This window comes from Rathayibacter sp. AY1C7, assembly GCF_002931865.1.
Taxonomy (GTDB): Bacteria; Actinomycetota; Actinomycetes; order Actinomycetales; family Microbacteriaceae; genus Rathayibacter.
Map to the genome: position 1 here is coordinate 16419 of NZ_PSWB01000021.1, position 19135 is coordinate 35553.

The window sequence follows — 19135 nt, forward strand, 5'->3', positions numbered from 1 at the left end:
CGGCGCGCCGCCGCTACTCGGAGGGGGTGGGCGTCGAGGTGGCCTTCGAGGTGGGGGTCGGCGCCGGGGTCGGAGCCGGCTCCTCGACGGTGACGGAGAGGGTGGGCGAGGCCGCCGACTCCGACTCGCCGCAGAGCACGGTGTACGTGACGTCGATCGTGCCGGCCGTGGTGCCGGCCTGGATCGTCGCGGTCGTCGAGTTCGACGGGTTGGTGCTCGTCACGCTCGCGCCCTCACCGGTCGCGGTCACCCGGTAACCGCTCACGGAGGTTCCGCTCGGGCACTGGTTGTAGTTGCTCCAGGTGACGTTGAACGTCGCGCCCGCCTCGACGCTGGAGGCGGCGGGGGTGACGGTCGGCACGGCGGTCGGTGCGTCCGGGGTCGCGACCTCGGTGAAGACGGAGACCTCGATGGTCGTGCCCTTCACCACGTTCGCGGTGGGGTTCACGTCCTCGACGAGTCCGACCTGCTCGGCGGTGGGGGCGCTCGGGCCGTCCGCCCGGCGGACGCCCATGCCCAGGGCCTCGAGCTCGGTCTCGACGTCGTCGAAGGAGCGCCCGACGTAGTCGGCCTTGTCGATGACGACCGTGTTGGAGGTCGGCGTCGGCGTGGGGCTCGGAGTCTCGGACGGCGTCGGCGACGGGGCCGTGCTGGTCGTCGCGGTGGGGGACGCGGCCGGGTCGCTGCTCCCGCCGGTCGTCAGGGCGAAGATCGTGCCCGCGATGACGACGGCGAGGATCACGATGAGGGCGATCAGCGGCCAGGTCCAGGGGCTGCGCCTGCGCGGCTCCTCGGCCGCCTCGAGCGGCTCCTCGATCGGCACGAACGGAGCGGCGGCCGCCGCGGGCGCCCCGGAGGGCAGCACCGTGGTCGCCCGCGTCGCGCCCTGGTTGGAGGGGAGGACCGTGGTCGCCTGCGTCGCGGGAAGGTCGCTGAGGACCGCGGGGACGGCCAGCGCCGCTCCGCGCACGTCGCCCGAGCGCAGCGCCTGAGCCGCCCGCGCGAGGTGCGCGGCGGTGGCGGGGCGGTCGGCCGGCTTCTTGGCGATGCAGGAGTAGACGAGGTTGCGCACCGGCTCCGCGACCGTGACCGGCAGCTCCGGCGGGGTGTCGTTGATCTGCGCCATCGCGATGGCGACCTGCGACTCGCCCGTGAAGGGGCGGCGCCCGGCCAGGCACTCGTACGCGACGATGCCCAGCGAGTAGATGTCGGTGGCGGGGGAGGCGGGCTGGCCGCTCGCCTGCTCCGGGGACAGGTACTGGACCGTGCCCATGACCTGGCCGGTCGCCGTCAGCGGGACCTGGTCGGCGATGCGCGCGATGCCGAAGTCGGTGATCTTGACGCGGCCGTCCGGCGTGATGAGCAGGTTGCCCGGCTTCACGTCGCGGTGCACGAGGCCCGCGGCGTGCGCGGCGTGCAGGGCGAGCGCGGTCTGCGCGACGATGTCGAGGACCTTGTCGGTCGAGAGGACGCGCTCGCGCTCGAGGACGGTCGAGAGCGCCTCGCCGGGGACGAGCTCCATGACCAGGTAGGCGGAGCCGTCCTCCTCGCCGTAGTCGTAGACGTTGGCGATGCCCTCGTGGTTGACCAGCGCCGCGTGGCGGGCCTCGGCGCGGAAGCGCTCGAGGAAGCCGGGGTCGCCGAGGTACTCGTCCTTCAGGATCTTGATCGCGATGGTGCGGCCGATGACCAGATCGGTCGCCTGCCACACCTCTCCCATGCCGCCGATGGCGATCCGGGACTGCAGCTCGTAGCGTCCCCCGAAGGTGAGGCCTGTCGTGGGTCTCATTTGTTCAGCACCGCCTCTAGTACCTGTTGTCCGATGGGTGCGGCGATCAGGTTGCCGTACCCGGTCTGGCCGAGCCCTCCACCGTTCTCCACGAGCACGGTGATGGCGTACTGCGGGTCGTCCGCAGGCGCGAAGCCGGTGAACCAGAGGGTGTACGGGTCGTCCCCGCCGTTCTCGGCGGTACCGGTCTTACCGGCCACAGTGACGCCCCCTATTGTTGCATTCGTCGCCGCGCCGCCCTGGACGCTGGCGACCATCATCGCCTTGACGGCGTCCGCGGTCTGCGTGCTCACCGCCCGGCCGAGCGACTTCTCCTGGAACTGCTGCAGCACGCTGAGGTCCTGCGAGCGGATCGAGTCGACCAGGTTCGGCTGCATCACCTCGCCGCCGTTCGCGATCGCCGCGGAGACCATGGCGATCTGCAGCGGCGTCGCGCGCACCTCGTACTGCCCGAAGGCGGTGAGGGCCGTCTGGGCGTCGTCCGTCTTCGTCGGGTAGGTGCTCGCCTCGACCGACATCGGGATCTCGAGCTCGGTGTCGAAGCCGAACTTCTCGGCCTGCGAGCGGATCGCGTCCGCTCCCAGCTGCACGCCCATCTCGGCCATCGGGACGTTGCAGGAGAGCGAGACGGCGGTGGCCAGCGTGACCGTCTCTCCGGAGCCGCAGAGACCGCCTCCGGAGTTGATCACCTGCGACGAGGAGCCGGGCAGCGTGTACGACTCGACGTTGGGGAAGCTCGAGTCGGCCGTGAAGCGGCCGGACTCAAGGGCGGCCGAGGCCACGACGAGCTTGAAGACGGAGCCGGGCGGATTGAGCGAGCCGCCGATCGCCAGGTTCACGAGGGGCTCGGAGGAGTCGTCGTTCAGCGCCCGGTAGGCGGCGAGGACGTCGTCGGTGTCGTGGGAGGCCAGCGCGGTGGGATCGAAGGTGGGCTTCGAGACCATCGCGAGGATGCGGCCGGTGGCCGGCTCCGTCACGACGACGGCCCCCGTGTAGTCGCCGAGCGCGTCGAAGGCGGCCTGCTGGGCGACCGGGTCGATCGAGAGCTCGACCGACGCGCCCTTCGGGTCCTGGCCCGTGACGAGGTTGTTGATCTCGTCGAAGAACTGCGAGTTCGAGGTGCCCGAGAGGTAGTCGTTGAGCGTGCGCTCGATGCCGGTGGTGCCCTGGTTCAGGGTGAAGTAGCCGGTCACGGTGGAGTAGAGCGGGCCGTTCGCGTACTGCCGCTGGAACTTGTAGAGGTCGTCCGACGGCGTCGAGGAGGCGATCGGCTGACCGCCGGCGAGGATCGCGCCGCGCTCGGTCGAGAAGCTCTCGTAGAGGGTCCGCGTGTTGCGGCCGTCCTCGTCGAGGGAGTCGGCCTGGATCACCTGGATGGTGGTCGTGGAGAGGAAGAGGGCCACGAACATCGTCAGCACGACGAGGCTCACCCGTTTGAGTTCTCGGTTCATCGACGGATCACACCACCAGACGAGGCTGACTGCGGACTGTGTCGGACAGGCGCAGCAGCACCGCCACGATCATCCAGTTCGCCACGAGGGAGGAGCCGCCGGCGGCGAGGAACGGCGTGGTCAGGCCGGTCAGCGGGATGACACGGGTGACGCCTCCGATGACGATGAAGCACTGCAGGGCGATCACGAACGAGAGGCCGACTCCCAGGAGGCGCCCGAAGTCGTCCTGCCCGGCGAAGCCGATGCGGAACCCGCGCGAGACCAGCAGGAGGTAGAGGCCGAAGATCGCGAAGAGCCCGGCGAGGCCCAGCTCCTCGCCGAGGCTGGCGATGATGTAGTCGGACTGCGGGACCGGCGTGAGATCCGGCATCCCCTGGCCGAGGCCCGTGCCGAGCAGCCCGCCGTGCGCGAGGCCGAAGAGGCCCTGCACGAGCTGGTAGCTGCCGCCCGGATCCGCCCCGTAGCGCTCGGCGCTGAAGGGCTCGAGCCAGTTGGCGAAGCGGTTGCCCACGTAGTCGAGCGTCTGGCTCGCCAGCAGCGCGCCGCCGAGGAACAGGCCGACGCCGATGAGGACCCAGCTGGTGCGCCCGGTCGCGACGTAGAGCATGACCAGGAACAGGCCGAAGTAGAGCAGAGCCGTCCCCAGGTCGCGCTGGAAGACGATGACGCCCATCGTGACCGCCCAGACCACCAGGATCGGGCCGAGGTCGCGCAGGCGCGGGAAGCGCATCCCGAGGACGGTGCGGCCCACCATCGAGAGGGAGTCGCGGTTGCGCACGAGGTAGCCGGCGAAGAAGACCGCGAGGGCGATCTTGGCGATCTCGCCGGGCTGGAAGCTCGCCACGTCGCCGATCCCGATCCACACGCGCGCGCCGCTGACCTCGCGGCCGATGAAGGGCAGGAGCGGCAGCAGGAGCAGCACGATCGCCGCGAACCCGGCGACGTAGGTGTAGCGGAACAGCACGCGGTGGTTGCGGATGACCAGCAGCACCACGATCGCCGCCACGACGGCCAGGGCGCTCCAGAAGATCTGCCGCACCGCCACCGACTCCCAGCCGGTCGCGCCGTCGGCGATGTCGATCCGGTAGATCTCGGCGACGCCCAGGCCGTTCAGCACGGTGGCGATCGGGAGGAGGAAGGGGTCGGCCGCGGGGGCCGCAAAGCGCAGCACGACGTGCACGGCGAGCACGAGCGCCGAGAGGCCGGCGCCCAGCGAGACCAGCGTGGTGTCGATCGAGCCGAGGGCGCCGAGCTGCACGAGCACGATCGCGCCGGCGTCGATGAGGCATGCGCCGATCAGGAGCAGGAGCTCGAGATTGCGCAGCTTCTGGCGGAAGAAGCCCTGCCGCTCGGGGGCGGGGCGGGCGGTGGCCGTGGCGGCGTCCGTCATGGTGCTCCGTTCGCGTCCGTGAGGCGCTCGACGATGTCGACCGCGCCGGCGTAGGAGTCGGCGCTGATCGTCTGCTGCAGCTGCTCGACGTCGTAGGCGCGGAGGGAGTCGAGCGGGATGCCCGTGTCCTCCTTCACCTCCGAGAGCGAGAGCGGGCCGACCGACTGCTGGATGCCCTGGTAGATGATCACGGTGTCCCCGTCGGTGCCGACGTAGAAGCGCGACTGCGTCCAGTCGTAGGCGAAGAGGATCCCGAGGAATCCGATGATGAGCACGAGGGACAGGCCGACGAGCCAGGTGATGCGGCGGCGCAGGTGCCGGCGGCGGTCCTCCTCGATCAGCTCGTCGAGGTAGTCCTCGGACGCGGGCTCGAAGTGGGTGGGGCCCTGCGCGGCGGGAGCCCGGGTGTGCAGGCGGAGGCCGGGGATCCGGACGCGGTTCTGCGAGTCGTCGGTGCTGAAGGGCGTGGGCGCGGCGGCCGATCCGACGACCACCGGCTCCTCCACGGGTGCGAGGATGCGCGCGGTGTCGCCCGCGCCGGGGATGTCGAGGACGACGACGGTGACGTTGTCCGGGGCGCCGTGCGAGAGGCTGTCGCGGATCAGGCGGTCGGCCACCTGCTGGGCGGTCTCGTCGCGGCTGAGCTCCTTGAGGATCTCGTCGTGCGGGACGACGCCGGAGAGGCCGTCGGAGCAGATCAGCCAGCGGTCGTGCGGCTCGGTCTCGAGCGTCAGCGTGTCGATCTCGGGGTTGGTGTGCACGTCGCCGAGGACCCGCATCAGGACGGAGCGGCGCGGGTGCGTCATCGCCTCCTCCTCCGTGATGCGGCCGGAGTCGACCAGGCGCTGCACGAAGGTGTGGTCGGTCGTGACCTGCTCGAGCCGGCCGTCGCGGAGGACGTAGATGCGGGAGTCGCCGATGTGCGCGATCGCCACCGACTCGCCGACGCGGGCGATGGCGCTGACGGTGGTGCCCATGCCGGTGAGCTCGGGGTGGTCGACCACGGCGTCGGCCAGCAGGGTGTTGGCCGCCAGCAGGGTGCGCTTGAGCTCGTCCTCGGCCTCGTAGGTGGAGGCGTAGACGCGGTCGGCCTCCGCGATGCGCTTGATCGCGATGGAGGAGGCGACGTCGCCGCCCGCGTGGCCGCCCATGCCGTCGGCGACGACGAAGAGCTGCCGGCCCGCGTAGCCGGAGTCCTGGTTGTTCGAGCGGATCCTGCCGACGTGCGAGACGGCGGCGCTCTCGCGCACCGCGCCGTGGCCGGAGCCGCTCTCCGGAGTGGGGGCCACGCGCTACGACCGCCGCAGTTCGAAGGTGGTGGTGCCGACCTTCACGGGCGTGTCCAGCGGCACCTTGGTGGGCGCGCCGACACGGCGGCCGTCGAGGAAGGTGCCGTTGGTGGAGTCGAGGTCCTGGATCATCCACTCGTCGTTCCAGAGGAGAAGGCGCGCGTGGTGGGTCGAGGTGTAGTCGTCGCGGATGACCAGCGTCGACTCCGCGGAGCGGCCGATCGTCAGCGGGTCGCCGGTCAGCTCGAGCTCGGTGCCCCGCTTGGGGCCCGAGGTGATCACGAGGCGCTGCGCCGTGTGGACTGTGGCGGCACCTCCCTGCTCGGCGCGCTCGGCGGCGGCCTCGCGGCTCCTCCGGGCCGAGGGGGCCGACGGGGAGGCGGGCTGCGCGGGCGCGGGAGCCGGGGCGGCCGCGGCGACCACGGGCTGGGCTGCCGTCACGAACGGGGCCTCGGGGGACGCGGCCTGCGCGCCGGGCGGCAGCTTGCGCACGCGCTGCCCGAACAGGTCGGAGCGCAGCGCGTAGACGATGCCGAACACGAAGAACCACAGCAGCGCGAGGAACGCGATGCGCAGGAGGAAGAGAGTGAGCTCGCTCATAGCCGGTCGTCCCAGAATCCCTCGGAGCCGCGTCCGGCTGCCCTGCCGGACGACGGGCGGTCGGTGCGTGCGGGCGCGGAGCCCTGCACGACGCGGTAGACGATCGAGGTGCGCCCGATCGTGATGGTCTGCTCGGGGGCCAGGGGCGCCTGCGTGACGGGCCGGCCGTCGAGCTTGGAGCCGTTCGTGGACCCGAGGTCGTGCACCTGGGCGCGGGAGCCGTCCCAGAGGATCTCGACGTGCGTGCGGGAGGTGCCCGAGTCGTCGACGGTGATGTCGGCGTCGCTGCCGCGGCCGATGACGGTGCGCGCCTTCGTGATCGGGTGGCGCCGGCCGTCGATGTCGAGGACGGGCGTGTAGGCGACGGTGCCCTTCACGCTGCGGGAGTCGACCTCGACCATGCCGTCGCTGAGCGCCGGATCGACGGCGAGGGAGATGTCGATCGGGCCGGGGAAGCGGAAGCCCTGCTTGGTGGCGTGCTCGGTGGCCACGGTGGTGAGCTCGTCGATCAGCGTGGCGCCGAGACGCTGCATCCGGTCGAGGTCGGTCGCGGACATCCGCAGGACGAGGCTGTTGGGGACGAGGATGCGGTCGCGGCTGACCACGGCGGCGGTGGTGTCGAGCTCCCGGCGGAGGGCGGAGGCGAGCTCGACCGGCTGCAGACCCGACTTGAAGGTCCGCGCGAACGCGCCGTTGACGACGCGCTCGAGTCCCTTCTCGAAGTTGTCCAGTATGCCCACAGTCTTCCGATCTTCCGGTTCTTCGCCTTCTCGGCGGTCGCGCACGGATCGAGATGTCTGCGCGCCCGTCGCCGCTTCCTCTTCTTGGTCTGCGCCGCGCACGGCTACGGGCATGTTACTGGGATGGTCTGGATGCGCGATCCTCCGCAGTGGTTTCGCGGCCGGAGTGCCGTGTGCGCGCTCTCACCGGGGCGGCCCGGTGGCGGCTCCCGGGGGAGCTCCGGCCCGGGGCGGCGGGTGCCGGTTCGGCTCGGAGGCCGGGGGATGCTACGATTTCTCGTCGGCGCTTCGGTGCCGCTGGTGAGCGCGAGTGGCGGAATAGGCAGACGCGCACGGTTCAGGTCCGTGTGCCCGAAAGGGCGTGGGGGTTCAACTCCCCCCTCGCGCACCAGAGTTCATGAGAACCGGAGTTCGAGAGAACCGGGTTCGAGGGAACCGGAGAGAAGCCCCCGATCGGATGTCCGGTCGGGGGCTTCTCCCGTTCCCGGGTGCGGTGCGCTCCGGGGCGGGCTCCTGTCGTGTCGTTCTCTCGTACGGCGTCCCGCGGAGGGGCGGTGTTCACCGGGAGGTCGGCGCGAGGTCGTCCGGCGCGGGCACGCTCGCGGGGTGATCGCCCTCCGTGCCGACGTGTCCGCCCTCGATACGCAGGCGCTGCCCGAGCTGCTCCGACGCCTCCGCCGGCACCGGAGCGTGCAGGTGGGGGAGTGCCAGTGGATCGCGGTGCTGCCCGGATCGGGCCCGGTGCTGCTGACGGCCGGCGACCGGCTCGTGCTCGACCTGCTGATCGAGCGGCGCGCGCTGCTCCCCGTGGTGATCGACGCGCTCGAGGCGGAGCTGCGCAGCGGCGGCTTCCGCGAGCGGATCGCGCTGAGCTGGAGCACGCCGGACACGGTGCCCGTGCTGCTGCGCTGACGGCTCGCGGTCAGCGGCGGGTGAGCTCCACGACCGGGATGATGCGGGTGGTGCGCTTCTCGTAGTCGAGGAAGCCGGCGGAGGCGGTGGTGAAGCGGGCCCAGCCGGCGTCGCGCTCCTCCCCGGCGAGGACGCGCGCCCGGACGTCGACGGTGCCGTCGTCGGGGGTCTCGATCGCCAGGTCCGGGTGGGCGATCGTGTTGTAGAACCAGGCGGGGTGCTTCGGCGCACCGGCGGCGGACGCGGCGAGCAGCCAGACGTCGTCGGAGGGGTGCAGCGCCATCAGGGGAGTCACGCGCTCCTCACCGGAGCGGGCGCCGCGGTGGTGCACCAGCACGAGGCTCCTCCCGAAGCCGCTCGTGGTCACGGTCCCGCCGTTCGCGCGGAACTCCTCGATGATCGTGTCGTTCCAGTCGGCCATGCTCGTCCTCCTCGACGCGGTGCCGGCACTCGAAGGCCGGGGTCAGGCGCGGGCGCCCAGGGCGTCCTCGCGGCTGCTGCTCCCACCCGGCGGCTGCGCGCCCCCGGTGACGGCGGCGGGATCCGCCAGCGCCCGCCGCCAGGGTAGCTCCGCGGCGCCGACGAGTTCCAGCCTCGAGCGCAGGGCGGCCCGCTCGATCCGCACGCCGCGCGCGAGGTCGCTCAGGGCCCGGGCGGAGACGCGGGCGGCGAGGCGCTCGCGGTCGACGGTGAGCAGCGAGCCGAGGAAGCCGCCCAGCACGACCGCGGTGGGGTTGAAGAGGTTGATGTAGGTGGACAGGCCCTCCGAGAGTAGGTCGACCTGGCGGGCGACCTCGCCGAGGACGGCGGGGTCGCGGGAGGTGCCCAGGGCGATGTCGAGCTCGTCCTGGTCGAGGACGCGGGCGCCGAGGACGTCGAGGAGGGAGCGCATCCGGACCTCGGCCTCGAGGCAGCCGCGCCGGCCGCAGCCGCAGAGGCGGCCGTTCGTGGCGACGAGGGTGTGGCCCAGCTCGGCCGCGAACCCCGAGGAGCCCTGGAGCGGGACGCCGCCGATGATGACTCCTCCGCCGATGCCGCCCGCGCCGCCGGTGACGTAGACGACGTCGGCCACGCCGTGCGCGGCTCCGAAGAGGGACTCGCCGATGGCGCCGAGGGTCGCGTCGTTGCCGACGGCGACCGGGAGGTCGAGGGCGCGGCTCAGCTGGGTGGCGAGGTCGACGTCGCGCCAGCCCAGGTGCGGGGCGCGGTGGACGAAGCCGGAGTCGGCCTGGACGAGGCCGGGGACGGCGACGCCCGCGCCGACCAGCGTGCGGAGCGACTCCCGCTCGGAGCGGAAGCCCTCGACGATCCCGGTGACGACGCGGACCACCGTGGCCGGGCTCGCGGGCTTGGGGGTGTCGAAGCGGACGCGGCGCAGCAGCTCGCCGTGCAGCCCGACCAGGCCGACGATGATCGCGTCGGTGTCGAGGTGGACGCCCACGGCCGCGAACCGGTCGCCGGGGACGACGGTGGCGCTGGGGCGGCCGATGCGGCCGTCGGGCGCGGTGGTCTCCTCCGCCACCCAGCCGAGCTCGCTCAGCTCGCCGACGAGGTTCGCGACGGCGGAGCGGTTCAGCCCGGTGAGGCGGCCGAGCTCGGCGCGGCTGGTGGGACCGGAGCGGTGCACCAGGGTCGCGAGGCTCGCGAGGTTCGTGCGGCGCAGCAGCGCGTTGCTGGAGGCTCCGACTGCTCCTGCCATGATCGCCTGCCTGTCGCTGGACCCCGACGGGTCTCGGATGCACTCGGGCGCGGCTCCCCCGAGGAGAAGCCGCGCCCGAGAACTGTAGAAGAGAAGGACGAGGAGCGCCGCTGGGCGGCGCCCGGCGTTCGCCTAGCGGCCGCCGGCGCGGCGCTTGTTGAAGATGTCGAACGCCACCGCGAGCAGGAGCACGAAGCCCTTGATCGCCATCTGCCAGGCCGCGTCGACCGAGAGGATGGACAGGCCCATGTTGAGCACGCCCATCACGAGTCCGCCGATGACGGCTCCGACGACGGTGCCCACGCCTCCCTGGACGGCGGCGCCGCCGATGAAGACCGCGGCGATCGCGTCCAGCTCGTAGTTCTGTCCGGCCGAGGCGACCGCACCGCCGGCGCGGGCGGTGCTGACGATGCCCGCGACTCCGGCCAGTGCGCCCATGTTGACGAAGATGAAGAAGTTGACCCACTTCGTCTTGACGCCGGACATCATCGCGGCGAACAGGTTGCCGCCCATCGCGTAGATGTGGCGGCCGAAGACCGTCCGGCCGAGCACGAAGCTGTAGGCGAGGATCAGCACGGCGAGCACGATCAGGATGATCGGGGTTCCGCTGTAGCCGGCGAGCAGCCAGGAGAGGGCCATGATCGCGATGACGGCGATGGCCGACTTCGCCACCAGCGAGCCGATGGGCTCGCGGGGCAGCTCGAGGCGGCGGAGGGTCGCGCGGCTGCGGAGCTGCTGAGCCACGAGGACGACGCAGACGATCAGGCCGAGGACCAGGGTGAGCGCGTCGCGGCCGGCGATGCCGCCGAGGACGCCCGGCAGCCAGCCGGCGCCGATCGCGGTGAACTCGGTGGGGAGGCCGTTGATCGTCCCGCCGGTGAGGAGGACGAGGGTGAAGCCGCGGAAGATCAGCATGCCCGCGAGGGTCACGATGAACGCCGGTATGCCGACGAAGGCGACCCAGAAGCCCTGCCATGCTCCGACGGCGGCGCCGGTGACGAGGGCGACGACGACGGCCGCCCACCAGGGCAGGCCCCAGTTGTTCATCGCGATCGCCGAGATGGCGCCGACCATCGCCACGACCGAGCCGACCGAGAGGTCGATGTGGCCGGCGATGATGACCATCACCATGCCGATCGCGAGGATCAGCACGTAGGCGTTCTGCTGGATCAGGTTGTTGACGTTGCCGGGCAGGAGCAGGCGCCCGCCGGTCAGCACCTGGAAGAGCAGGATGATGATGGCCAGCGCGGCGAGGATGCCGTACTGCCGGAGGTTGATGTTCAGCCGGCGCGAGCGCTTGGGCGGGGTGGAGGGCGTGTTGGCGGGCGTGTCCGCCGGCGCTGTGGTGGTCGTGGCGCTCATCGGGCCTGTTCCTTTCCGGCGGTCATGTAGTGCATGAGGTGCTCCTGGGTGGCGTCGGCGCGATCAATCTCGCCCGTGATCCGTCCCTCGGAGATGGTGTAGATGCGGTCGGCGAGGCCGATCAGCTCGGGCAGCTCGGACGAGATGACGACGACCGCCTTGCCCTGGGCCGCGAGCTCGTTGATGATCCCGTAGATCTCGTACTTGGCTCCCACGTCGATGCCGCGGGTGGGCTCGTCGAGGATCAGCACGTCGGGACCGGAGAAGATCCACTTCGAGAGGACGACCTTCTGCTGGTTGCCGCCGGAGAGCTTCCCCGTGACGGCCGAGACGGTCGGCGCCTTGATGTTCATCTTCGATCGGTACGAGTCGGCGACCTTGTACTCGCGGTGCTTGTCGATCACGCCGAGCCGGGCCAGCCGCGAGAGCGCGGCGGCCGAGACGTTGACGGTGATGTCGCCGATGAGGTTGAGCCCGTAGCGCTTGCGGTCCTCGGTCGCATAGGCGAGGCCGTTGCGGATCGCCTCGTCGACGGTGCGGGTCTGGATCTCCTCGCCGTCCTTGTAGACGCGGCCGGAGATGCCGGTGCCGTAGCTCCTCCCGAAGATGCTCATCGCGAGCTCGGTGCGTCCGGCGCCCATCAGGCCCGCGAAGCCGACGATCTCGCCGGCGCGGACGGTGAAGGAGGCGTCGTCGACGACCACGCGGTTGATGTCGACGGGGTGGTGGACCGTCCAGTTCTCGACGCGCAGCTTCTCCTCGCCGATCTGCGGGTCGCGCGGCGGGAACATGCTGTTGAGGTCGCGGCCGACCATCGCGCGGATGATCCGGCTCTCGGACGCCTCCTCGCCGGCCATCGGGAAGCTCTCGATGGTGCGGCCGTCGCGGATGATCGTGACGGTGTCCGCGATGGCGCGGATCTCCTTCAGCTTGTGGCTGATGATGATGCAGGTGATGCCCTGCTTGCGGAGCTGGTCGATCAGGCCGAGCAGGTGGTCGCTGTCCTCGTCGTTGAGGGCGGCGGTGGGCTCGTCCAGGATGAGGAGCTTCACCTCCTTGGCGAGGGCCTTGGCGATCTCGACGAGCTGCTGCTTGCCGACGCCCAGCTCGAGGATCTTGGTCGCGGGGCTCTCGGCGAGGCCGACGCGGGCGAGCAGCTTGGCCGCCTCCGCGTTGGTCGCGTTCCAGTTGATGACGCCGCGGGTCGACTTCTCGTTGCCGAGGAAGATGTTCTCGGCGATGGAGAGGTAGGGGCTGAGGGCGAGCTCCTGGTGGATGATCACGATGCCGTCGGCCTCGCTGTCGTTGATCGACCGGTACTGCGCCTCCTCGCCCTCGAACTCGATGGTGCCCTCGAAGCTGCCGTACGGGTACACGCCGGAGAGGACTTTCATCAGGGTCGACTTGCCGGCGCCGTTCTCGCCGCAGATGGCGTGGACCTCGCCGGGCTGGACCGAGAGCGAGACGCCGTCGAGGGCGCGGACGCCGCCGCCGAACTCCTTGACGATGTCGCGCATGATGAGGATGGGACTGGCCAACAGGGCCTCACTTCGTTGGGGGGGAGTGGTGTGCGGACGGGCGGGCGGGGGCGGGGAGGATCGCTCCTCCCCGCCCCCGCCCGACGGATCAGAGTCCGACGTCGCCGGCCTTGAGGAAGCCGGAGTCGACGAGGACCGACTGCACGTCGTCCTTCGTGACGACCTGCGGCTCCAGCAGGTAGGACGGGACGACCTTCTCGCCGTTGTCGTAGGTCTCGGTGTCGTTGACCTCGGGCTCCTCGCCCGCGACGATCGACTGCACCATCTGGAAGACGCGGTCGCCGAGGGTGCGGGTGTCCTTCCAGACCGTCATGGACTGCTCGTCGGCGAGGATCGCCTTGACGTTGGCCTTGTCGGCGTCCTGGCCGGTGATGACCGGGTAGTCGGCGCCGGGGGTGTAGCCGGCCGACTTCAGCGAGGCCTCGATGCCGATGGCCAGGCTGTCGTTGGGGGAGAGCACGACGTCGACCTTCTGGCCGCCGGTGTAGAAGGACGAGAGGCGGTTGTCCATCTCGGACTGCGCCTTGTCGGAGGCCCAGCCCTGGATGCCGATCGAGGCCCAGTCGTCGTCCGACGCGGGCGACTTGCCCGAGGGGACGGTGAGCTTGCCGCTCTCGATGTAGGGCTGCAGGACGTCCCACGCGCCGGAGAAGAAGAACTTCGCGTTGTTGTCGTCGGGGCTGCCGGCGAAGGGCTCGAGGGTGAAGGGACCCGCGGCGTTCTTCAGGTCGAGGGTCGACTCGATGTACTGGCCCTGGAGCTGGCCGACCTTGTAGTTGTCGAAGGTCGCGTAGTAGTCGACGTCCGCGGTGCCGTTGATGAGACGGTCGTAGGCGATGACGGTGGCGTTCTGCTTCTTCGCCTCGGCGAGGACGGGCGCGAGCGCCTCGCCGTCGATCGCGGCGATGACCAGGATCTTGGAGCCGCCGGCGATCTGGTTCTGGATCTGCGAGATCTGCTGATCGGTCTTGTTGTCGGCGTACTGGAGGTCGACGGTGCAGCCGTCGCCCTCGAGCTGCGACTGGAGGCCTTCGCCGTCGTTGATCCAGCGCTCGAGGCTGCGCGTGGGCATCGAGATGCCGACGGTGCAGTCGCCTTCCGCGCCGGCGCCGGCAGCGGCGCCTCCGGAGTTGGCGGGGCTCGCGGAACAGGCCGCGAGGCCGAGGGAGATGATGCCGGCGGCGGCCAGCGTGGTGATGCCGCGGGAGAACTTCATGGAGTGCATTCCTCTCTGAAAGCAGTGTCCGAGGGAGAGGACGACAAGAGGCGTGCACGTGTGGCGCACGTCGTCGTGTCGTCGCCCGGGAGGGCGGGAGAGCCCCGAGGGGCTTTGTCCACGGAGAGAACATATTGCTTCGATCGGGGGGAGTAAAGCGCGGGCGGCGAATTTGTCCAGGCGATGCCGAAATGTGATCTTCGGGACGTCGACCCCCGCCGTTGCTGGGGGAGAACGCTCTCACCGCTCGGCTCCCGCCCGGCTCGCGCTCCTCCGCCGGGCGCCCGCCGCCGTCCGCGTGAGGGAAACGCGAGGACTCCGGGCCGGGCCGTAGGGGAACCGTGAGGACCGCTCCGAGGAGCCCCCGCGAGGTGTTGCATCGCTTCCTGTGCCGCTTCCCGGCAGGCGTCCGGTCCCGGGCGTCGTCCGCTCCCCGGATGGAGTCCTCCGTGCTCGACCTCGCCTACCTCCTCGGCGTGCTCGCCCTCTTCTCGCTCATCGCTCTCGCCGCGAAGGGGGTCGAGCGGCTGGGCGGACCGCCCCCCTCGGCGACCCGCGGGACCCGCGAGAAGGAGGCGGGCCGGTGATCGTCTTCGACGCCCTCGCGGCCGTGCTGGCGCTCGCCGCCGTCGTCTACCTCGTCGCGGCCCTGATCCGACCGGAGCGCTTCTGATGGATCCGCTCCTCGCCGTCCTCCAGGTCGCGACCGTCGGCCTGGCCGTCGCCCTCCTCCACCGCCCCCTCGGCGACCACATGTTCCGCGTCTACACCTCGACGCGCGACCTCGCCCTCGAGCGCGGCGTCTACCGCCTCATCGGCGTCGACTCCGCGGGCGAGCAGAGCTGGCGCGCCTACCTCCGGGCCGTGCTGGCCTTCTCGCTCGTCGGCGTGCTCCTGCTCTACGGGATGCAGCGCCTCCAGGCGGTCCTGCCCGGCTCCCTCGGCCTGCCCGCGGTGCCGGAGGGGCTGGCGTTCAACACCGCCGTCTCGTTCGTCACCAACACCAACTGGCAGTCCTACTCCCCGGAGGCGACCCTCGGCTTCGCGGTGCAGCTCGGCGGCCTCGCCGTGCAGAACTTCGTCTCGGCGGCCGTGGGCCTGGCCGTGGCGGTGGCGCTGATCCGCGGATTCGCGCGCCGCTCCTCCGGAACGCTCGGCAACTTCTGGGTCGACCTCGTGCGCGGCACGCTGCGCCTCCTGCTGCCCCTCGCGGTGGTGGCGGCGGTCGTGATGATCGCGGGCGGCGTGATCCAGAACCTGAACGGCCCGCTGACGGTGACCACGCTCACCGGCGGCGAGCAGAGCATCCCGGGCGGCGCGGTGGCCTCGCAGGAGGCGATCAAGCTGCTCGGCACCAACGGCGGCGGCTATTTCAACGCCAACTCCGCGCACCCGTTCGAGAACCCCTCGGCGTGGGTGTCGCTGCTGCAGATCGTGCTGATCCTCGCGATCCCGTTCTCGCTGCCGCGCACCTTCGGCCGGATGGTCGGCGACGTGCGGCAGGGCCGCGCGATCCTCGCGGCGATGGCGACGATCTTCGTCGTGTCGCTCGCGGCCCTCACCGCGCTGGAGGCGGCGGGCGGCGGATCCGCGGCGCAGGCCGCCGGAGCCGCGATGGAGGGCAAGGAGACGCGCTTCGGCATCGCCGGCTCCGCCCTCTACGCGACCGCCTCGACGCTCACCTCGACCGGCGCCGTCAACGCGATGCACGACTCCTTCACCGCGCTCGGCGGCATGCTGCCGATGCTCAACATGATGCTCGGCGAGGTCGCCCCCGGCGGCGTCGGCTCGGGCCTCTACGGGATGCTCGTGCTCGCGGTGCTGGCCGTGTTCGTCGGCGGGCTGCTGGTCGGCCGGACGCCCGAGTACCTGGGCAAGAAGCTCGGCCCGCGCGAGATCAAGCTCGCGAGCCTCTACATCCTCGTGACGCCGACGCTCGTGCTGGCCGGCACGGCCCTGAGCTTCGCGATCCCGGCGGTGCGGGAGGACGTGGAGAGCACGTCGATCCTGAACCCCGGGCTGCACGGGCTCTCGGAGGTGCTCTACGCCTTCACCTCCGCGTCCAACAACAACGGCTCGGCGTTCGCGGGGCTGACGGCGAACACGCCCTGGCTCAACACGGCGCTCGGCGTCGCGATGCTCCTCGGCCGCTTCCTCCCGATCCTGCTGGTGCTCGCCCTGGCCGGCTCGCTCGCGGCGCAGTCGCCGGTGCCCTCCAGCGCCGGCACGCTGCCCACCCACCGGCCGCAGTTCGTCGGCCTCCTCGTGGGCGTCACGGTCGTCGTGACCGCGCTCACCTACTTCCCCGTACTCGCGCTGGGCCCCCTGGCGGAAGGACTGCGACTCCGATGACCACTGCACTGACCGAGGCACCCGCGGAACCCGCGCGCCCCACCCGCGCCGCCCTCGGGCCGCGCCAGCTCGCCGCTGCCCTCCCCGGAGCGCTGCGCAAGCTCGATCCGCGCCTGATGTGGCGCAACCCCGTGATGTTCATCGTCGAGGTCGGCGCCGTGCTGACCACGGTGCTGGCGATCGCCGAGCCGTTCCTCGGGGGGCCGGAGGAGTCGGGCGGATCGACGGTGCCCGTCACCTTCACGGGCGGCATCGCGATCTGGCTCTGGCTCACCGTGGTGTTCGCGAACCTCGCGGAGTCGGTGGCCGAGGGCCGCGGCAAGGCGCAGGCCGAGAGCCTGCGCGCCACCCGCACGAGCACTCCGGCCCGGCGCATGACGGACTACGACCCCGCGGACCCCTCCGCCCTGTCGGCCCGCCTGGTCGAGGTCTCCTCGGCCGAGCTGCAGCTGGGCGACGTGGTCGTGGCGGAGGCGGGCGACCTCGTCCCCGGCGACGGCGACATCGTCTGGGGCATCGCCTCCATCGACGAGTCGGCGATCACGGGCGAGTCGGCGCCGGTCGTCCGCGAGAGCGGAGGCGACCGCAGCGCGGTGACGGGCGGCACGCGAGTGCTCTCGGACCGGATCGTGGTGCGCATCACCTCCCGGCCGGGCGAGACCTTCGTCGACCGGATGATCGGCCTGGTCGAGGGCGCGTCGCGGCAGAAGACGCCGAACGAGATCGCGCTCGACATCCTCCTGGCGAGCCTCTCGATCGTGTTCGTCGTGGTCGTGCTGACCCTGAACCCGATCGCCTCGTTCGCGGGAGCCTCCGTGAGCGTCCCGGTGCTGGTCGCCCTGCTCGTCTGCCTCATCCCGACCACCATCGGCGCCCTCCTCTCGGCCATCGGCATCGCCGGCATGGACCGGCTCGTGCAGCGCAACGTGCTCGCGATGTCCGGCCGGGCCGTGGAGGCGGCGGGCGACGTCACGACGCTCCTGCTCGACAAGACGGGGACCATCACCTACGGCAACCGCCGTGCGGTGGCGTTCCTCCCCCTCGACGGAGTGGCGCAGGCCGCCCTCGTCGACGCGGCCGCCTCCTCCTCGCTCAGCGACCCGACGCCCGAGGGGAAGTCGATCGTCGACCTCGCGGGCGACTCGGGCCGCCCCGCCGTCGAGCCCGCTCAGGCCGCCGTGGTGCCGTTCACCGCGCAGACCCGGATGAGCGGGCTCGACCTCCCCGACGGCTCCTCCATCCGCAAGGGCGCCGGCTCGGCCGTGCGCGCCTGGGTGGAGGAGGAGGGGCCGCTGCCGTCCGCGGTCGCGGCGCGCCTCACGGTGCTCGTCGACGGCGTCTCGGAGAGCGGCGGCACGCCCCTGGTCGTCGCGGTGAAGGACGCCCACGGCGCCCGGCTGCTCGGCGTCGTGCACCTGAAGGACGTGGTGAAGGACGGGCTCGCCGAGCGCTTCTCGGAGCTGCGCGCGATGGGCATCCGCACCGTGATGATCACGGGCGACAACCCGCTGACCGCGAAGGCGATCGCGGCGGAGGCGGGAGTCGACGACTACCTCGCCGAGGCGACCCCCGAGGACAAGCTCGCCCTGATCCGGCGCGAGCAGGAGGGCGGCGCGCTGGTCGCGATGACCGGCGACGGCACCAACGACGCCCCGGCCCTCGCGCAGGCCGACGTGGGCGTGGCGATGAACACCGGCACCTCGGCGGCGAAGGAGGCGGGCAACATGGTCGACCTCGACTCCGACCCCACCAAGCTCATCGACATCGTGCGGATCGGCAAGCAGCTGCTGATCACCCGCGGCGCGCTCACCACGTTCTCGATCGCGAACGACGTGGCGAAGTACTTCGCGATCATCCCGGCGATGTTCGCGGGAGTCTTCCCCGGGCTCGCGGTGCTGAACGTGATGCAGCTGCACTCGCCGGCCTCGGCGATCCTCTCGGCGATCGTGTTCAACGCGCTGGTGATCGTCGTGCTGATCCCGCTCGCGCTGCGGGGAGTGGCGTACCGCCCGGTCGCCGCCTCGCGCATCCTCAGCCGCAACCTCCTGGTCTACGGGCTGGGCGGAGTGATCGCTCCGTTCCTCGGGATCAAGCTCGTCGACCTGATCGTCGCCGCGATCCCCGGCTTCTGACCCGCCCGTCCCGACCACCGAAGACAGAGAGAAGAGACCATGTTCCGTCCCTACGGTGTCGCGCTGCGCGCGATGATCGTGCTCACCGTGCTGCTGGGAGCGGCGTACCCGCTCGCGGTGCTCGGGATCGGGCAGCTCGCCCTGCCCGCCCAGGCGAACGGCTCGCTGCTGCGCCAGGACGGCGCGGTGATCGGCTCGTCGCTCATCGGGCAGTCGTTCACGGACGCCGACGGAGCGCCCCTGCCGGAGTGGTTCCAGTCGCGTCCCTCCGCCGCGGGCTACGACGCCGCGGCCTCGACCGGCAGCAACCTCGGCCCCGAGAACGCCGACCTGGTCGCGTCCGTCGAGGAGCGCCGGGCCGCGATCGCCGCCTTCGAGGGCGTCGACCCGGCCGCGGTGCCGGCCGATGCGCTGACCGCCTCCGCCTCGGGGCTCGACCCCGCGATCAGCCCCGCCTACGCGCAGCTGCAGGCGCCCCGCGTCGCCGCCGCCCGCGGGCTCGACGTGAGCGCCGTGCGCGCGCTGGTCGAGGAGCACACCGCGGGCCGCGAGCTCGGGTACCTCGGCGAGCCGACGGTGGACGTGCTCGAGCTCAACGCCGCTCTCGCGCGGCTGTGACCGCTCCGGTGGCGCCTCCGGCTCGTAGAATCGCGATCGGCTCGTCG

General features: G+C 71.4%; 17 protein-coding genes and 1 tRNA gene. 7 read left to right on the forward strand and 11 right to left on the reverse strand.

The genetic code is table 11. The features are described from left to right. Positions 1–13: 13 nt before the first annotated feature. The 6 genes from C5C69_RS11850 to C5C69_RS11875 are packed head-to-tail and all read right to left on the reverse strand — an operon-like array spanning position 14 to position 7259. A complete protein-coding gene (locus tag C5C69_RS11850) occupies positions 14–1789 on the reverse strand; it encodes a protein kinase (protein ID WP_104257947.1) in 1776 nt (591 codons plus the stop codon). Next, the gene (locus C5C69_RS11855) at positions 1786–3240 is read right to left on the reverse strand and encodes a penicillin-binding protein 2 (protein WP_104257948.1); all 1455 of its coding nucleotides are present in this window, start codon (positions 3238–3240) and stop codon (positions 1786–1788) included. The genes C5C69_RS11850 and C5C69_RS11855 overlap by 4 nt, the downstream gene beginning before the upstream one ends. 7 nt (positions 3241–3247) lie before the next feature. Further along, the gene (locus C5C69_RS11860) at positions 3248–4630 is read right to left on the reverse strand and encodes an FtsW/RodA/SpoVE family cell cycle protein (RefSeq protein ID WP_104225777.1); all 1383 of its coding nucleotides are present in this window, start codon (positions 4628–4630) and stop codon (positions 3248–3250) included. After that, entirely contained in the window at positions 4627–5919 is a 1293-nt protein-coding gene (locus tag C5C69_RS11865) for a Stp1/IreP family PP2C-type Ser/Thr phosphatase (protein WP_258065330.1), read from the reverse strand. The genes C5C69_RS11860 and C5C69_RS11865 overlap by 4 nt, the downstream gene beginning before the upstream one ends. A gap of 3 nt (positions 5920–5922) precedes the next feature. After that, positions 5923–6519: an FHA domain-containing protein gene (locus tag C5C69_RS11870; protein ID WP_104225776.1), complete on the reverse strand. Its 597-nt coding sequence runs from the start codon at positions 6517–6519 to the stop codon at positions 5923–5925. Then, entirely contained in the window at positions 6516–7259 is a 744-nt protein-coding gene (locus tag C5C69_RS11875) for a DUF3662 and FHA domain-containing protein (protein WP_104257949.1), read from the reverse strand. The genes C5C69_RS11870 and C5C69_RS11875 overlap by 4 nt, the downstream gene beginning before the upstream one ends. Before the next feature lie 304 nt (positions 7260–7563). Between C5C69_RS11875 and C5C69_RS11880 the strand changes: the two genes are divergently transcribed. Both C5C69_RS11880 and C5C69_RS11885 read left to right on the forward strand, forming a co-directional pair. Further along, positions 7564–7650 (forward strand) — tRNA-Leu (locus C5C69_RS11880). Between the two features lie 215 nt (positions 7651–7865). After that, the gene (locus C5C69_RS11885) at positions 7866–8171 is read left to right on the forward strand and encodes a hypothetical protein (RefSeq protein WP_104250258.1); all 306 of its coding nucleotides are present in this window, start codon (positions 7866–7868) and stop codon (positions 8169–8171) included. A 10-nt stretch (positions 8172–8181) separates the two neighbouring features. Here C5C69_RS11885 and C5C69_RS11890 read toward each other — a convergent pair whose 3' ends face one another. The 5 genes from C5C69_RS11890 to chvE form a co-directional block, all read right to left on the reverse strand. Next, complete coding sequence (locus tag C5C69_RS11890) at positions 8182–8592, reverse strand: nitroreductase/quinone reductase family protein (RefSeq protein WP_104257950.1); 411 nt, start codon at positions 8590–8592, stop codon at positions 8182–8184. Positions 8593–8634: 42 nt separating this feature from the next. Beyond that, the gene (locus C5C69_RS11895; RefSeq protein ID WP_104222655.1) at positions 8635–9870 is read right to left on the reverse strand and encodes an ROK family transcriptional regulator; all 1236 of its coding nucleotides are present in this window, start codon (positions 9868–9870) and stop codon (positions 8635–8637) included. A gap of 132 nt (positions 9871–10002) precedes the next feature. Then, positions 10003–11232, reverse strand: coding sequence for a multiple monosaccharide ABC transporter permease (gene mmsB / locus C5C69_RS11900; RefSeq protein WP_104222654.1), 1230 nt, complete (start codon positions 11230–11232; stop codon positions 10003–10005). Continuing rightward, positions 11229–12749: a multiple monosaccharide ABC transporter ATP-binding protein gene (gene mmsA, locus C5C69_RS11905; protein ID WP_104222653.1), complete on the reverse strand. Its 1521-nt coding sequence runs from the start codon at positions 12747–12749 to the stop codon at positions 11229–11231. Before mmsA ends, mmsB begins: the two co-directional genes overlap by 4 nt. Before the next feature lie 109 nt (positions 12750–12858). Continuing rightward, positions 12859–13986 carry a multiple monosaccharide ABC transporter substrate-binding protein gene (gene chvE / locus C5C69_RS11910; RefSeq protein ID WP_374952918.1) on the reverse strand — a complete coding sequence of 376 codons (1128 nt, stop codon included), beginning with the start codon at positions 13984–13986 and terminating at the stop codon, positions 12859–12861. 437 nt (positions 13987–14423) lie between these two features. Between chvE and C5C69_RS17010 the strand changes: the two genes are divergently transcribed. The 5 genes from C5C69_RS17010 to kdpC are packed head-to-tail and all read left to right on the forward strand — an operon-like array spanning position 14424 to position 19088. Then, the gene (locus tag C5C69_RS17010; protein ID WP_167299012.1) at positions 14424–14573 is read left to right on the forward strand and encodes a hypothetical protein; all 150 of its coding nucleotides are present in this window, start codon (positions 14424–14426) and stop codon (positions 14571–14573) included. Beyond that, positions 14570–14659: a K(+)-transporting ATPase subunit F gene (kdpF, locus tag C5C69_RS11915; RefSeq protein WP_068209492.1), complete on the forward strand. Its 90-nt coding sequence runs from the start codon at positions 14570–14572 to the stop codon at positions 14657–14659. Before C5C69_RS17010 ends, kdpF begins: the two co-directional genes overlap by 4 nt. Beyond that, entirely contained in the window at positions 14659–16338 is a 1680-nt protein-coding gene (gene kdpA / locus C5C69_RS11920) for a potassium-transporting ATPase subunit KdpA (protein WP_104222651.1), read from the forward strand. Before kdpF ends, kdpA begins: the two co-directional genes overlap by 1 nt. Next, positions 16335–18470 (forward strand): potassium-transporting ATPase subunit KdpB, encoded by a 2136-nt coding sequence (kdpB, locus tag C5C69_RS11925; RefSeq protein ID WP_104257951.1) that lies wholly within the window; start codon positions 16335–16337, stop codon positions 18468–18470. The genes kdpA and kdpB overlap by 4 nt, the downstream gene beginning before the upstream one ends. A 39-nt stretch (positions 18471–18509) precedes the next feature. Further along, positions 18510–19088 carry a K(+)-transporting ATPase subunit C gene (kdpC, locus tag C5C69_RS11930; RefSeq protein ID WP_104225770.1) on the forward strand — a complete coding sequence of 193 codons (579 nt, stop codon included), beginning with the start codon at positions 18510–18512 and terminating at the stop codon, positions 19086–19088. Positions 19089–19135: the final 47 nt, after the last annotated feature.

Coding starts and splice junctions, on each gene's coding strand:
- C5C69_RS11850 (WP_104257947.1), bottom strand. CDS start 1,789: ATGAGACCCACGACAGGCCTCACCTTCGGGGGACGCTACGAGCTGCAG.
- C5C69_RS11855 (WP_104257948.1), bottom strand. CDS start 3,240: ATGAACCGAGAACTCAAACGGGTGAGCCTCGTCGTGCTGACGATGTTC.
- C5C69_RS11860 (WP_104225777.1), bottom strand. CDS start 4,630: ATGACGGACGCCGCCACGGCCACCGCCCGCCCCGCCCCCGAGCGGCAG.
- C5C69_RS11870 (WP_104225776.1), bottom strand. CDS start 6,519: ATGAGCGAGCTCACTCTCTTCCTCCTGCGCATCGCGTTCCTCGCGCTG.
- C5C69_RS11890 (WP_104257950.1), bottom strand. CDS start 8,592: ATGGCCGACTGGAACGACACGATCATCGAGGAGTTCCGCGCGAACGGC.
- C5C69_RS11895 (WP_104222655.1), bottom strand. CDS start 9,870: ATGGCAGGAGCAGTCGGAGCCTCCAGCAACGCGCTGCTGCGCCGCACG.
- mmsB (WP_104222654.1), bottom strand. CDS start 11,232: ATGAGCGCCACGACCACCACAGCGCCGGCGGACACGCCCGCCAACACG.
- mmsA (WP_104222653.1), bottom strand. CDS start 12,749: ATGCGCGACATCGTCAAGGAGTTCGGCGGCGGCGTCCGCGCCCTCGAC.
- chvE (WP_374952918.1), bottom strand. CDS start 13,986: ATGAAGTTCTCCCGCGGCATCACCACGCTGGCCGCCGCCGGCATCATC.
- C5C69_RS17010 (WP_167299012.1), top strand. CDS start 14,424: ATGGAGTCCTCCGTGCTCGACCTCGCCTACCTCCTCGGCGTGCTCGCC.
- kdpA (WP_104222651.1), top strand. CDS start 14,659: ATGGATCCGCTCCTCGCCGTCCTCCAGGTCGCGACCGTCGGCCTGGCC.
- kdpB (WP_104257951.1), top strand. CDS start 16,335: ATGACCACTGCACTGACCGAGGCACCCGCGGAACCCGCGCGCCCCACC.
- kdpC (WP_104225770.1), top strand. CDS start 18,510: ATGTTCCGTCCCTACGGTGTCGCGCTGCGCGCGATGATCGTGCTCACC.